Raw genomic sequence first — 1,500 nt, forward strand, 5'->3', positions numbered from 1 at the left:
GATCTGGTAGGTGCCCATGCCGCCCATATCCATGGCTTCGCCCTTGGTCCAGTCAAACAAGCCGGAATAGAATTCAAAGGCACCCTTCCAATCACTGGTGTTCAATTCGTGCCACCCGACTGTACCCGGTGTCGGGGGCTTCGGATTGTCGCCGCGGTCTTCCATCGAGGGCTTGAACAGAGTGAACGGCGCGCCCTGCGGATCGGCAGCGACTGCGAATCTGCCAACGTTCGGGATATCCTGTGGCTCAAGGGTTATCTTGCCTCCCGCATCCTTTACGCGGGTAGCAAATTTATCGACGTCATCAACTGCGATATAGCCGGACCACATTGATTCGACACCGATGTTGCAGCCTTCGGGTGTCGTCATCATGCCCGCAACGGGGGCTTCACCGGCTTTGAGCAAAGTATATTTCATATCCGGATGGCCCGAATCCTGCGCACCCCAGCCAATCACATCGCTGTAGAAACGCTCAGCTGCTTCTGCGTCGCTGGTCATCAGTTCATACCAAACAAAATCACCGGAATTGGACATGATAGCTCCTCCTTCTCATGATCGACCGGATTGTATAGATGGCTTGTAATTGAATATTGACAATTATGTTGATATCAACATATATAGGCCATGTCAAAGCCCATTTCAGTTCCTTACGAAACAACGATCCATGTTCGCGATACGTGCCTGTGTCTTGCTGTACAGCGGGCGGCGCGTGCCCTCGCCCGGCGCTTTGATGAAGCGTTGCGGCCATATGATCTCACCAACGGACAGTTTTCGCTATTGATGTCGCTGAACCGGCCGACGCCACCCAATCTGAGTTCCGTAGCTTCATTGCTCGCGATGGATCGAACCACACTTACCGCGGCCCTCAAGCCGCTGGAGCGCCGTGGCCTGGTGAGGGTCGTGGTCGATCCTGCTGACAAACGCAGCCGCCTCATGGCACTGACGCCGGATGGTATGCACCTGCTTTCGGAAGTCGTGCCGATATGGAAGAATTCACACCGCAAACTTGAAGAACTGCTCACAGACGGCGAGCATGATCGACTTTTAAACGGCTTAAAGAAGCTCTTGTGATCTCAATCAACAGCATGCGTCAAGATGTTGATCAGTCGTCCGGTTGGGTCGCGGACGTAGAAACGCCGGACGCCCCAGGGCTCATCTGCGATATCATATGCGATCTCATAGCCGGCTGTTCTCGCTCGCTCATAGACCATATCGACATCGTCCACTTCGATCGAAATGTCGGGCACAGGAGTGCCTGACCCTCCTTCGCTGGCGATGCTGATCTGCGGCCTTGCCGAAATGTCGGATGCAAATGTCAGAATCCATCGATGATCCATGACGACTTTCAGTTCCAGCAAGTTTTCATAGAAGTCACGAACGCTGCCGGGATCAGGACATGCGAAATTTGGAACGATGCGTTTTACGACCACGGGACACCTCCTCAAAATTGAGTCTCGTCCGAGATCCACACTAATCATCTCTGTCATGCGCCTAAAGTCC

The 1,500-nt window shown here is 53.5% G+C and carries 3 protein-coding genes; 1 reads left to right on the forward strand and 2 read right to left on the reverse strand.

Annotated features, from left to right (window positions below; translation table 11 throughout):
- A partial coding sequence (locus ACXJ5O_RS26695; RefSeq protein ID WP_457302542.1) for a VOC family protein occupies window positions 1-534 on the reverse strand: 534 nt, incomplete at its 3' end.
- Window positions 535-624: 90 nt separating this feature from the next.
- Here ACXJ5O_RS26695 and ACXJ5O_RS26700 point away from each other — a divergent pair.
- The gene (locus ACXJ5O_RS26700) at window positions 625-1,071 is read left to right on the forward strand and encodes a MarR family winged helix-turn-helix transcriptional regulator (RefSeq protein ID WP_457302543.1); all 447 of its coding nucleotides are present in this window, start codon (window positions 625-627) and stop codon (window positions 1,069-1,071) included.
- Between the two features lie 2 nt (window positions 1,072-1,073).
- Here ACXJ5O_RS26700 and ACXJ5O_RS26705 read toward each other — a convergent pair whose 3' ends face one another.
- The gene (locus ACXJ5O_RS26705; protein WP_457302544.1) at window positions 1,074-1,430 is read right to left on the reverse strand and encodes a VOC family protein; all 357 of its coding nucleotides are present in this window, start codon (window positions 1,428-1,430) and stop codon (window positions 1,074-1,076) included.
- Between the last annotated feature and the right edge of the window lie 70 nt (window positions 1,431-1,500).

The organism is Phyllobacterium sp. P5_D12 (genome assembly GCF_054049495.1).

Bases quoted from the DNA above. Each gene is read 5' to 3' on its own strand.
- ACXJ5O_RS26700 (WP_457302543.1), top strand. From the start codon at position 625: ATGTCAAAGCCCATTTCAGTTCCTTACGAAACAACGATCCATGTTCGC.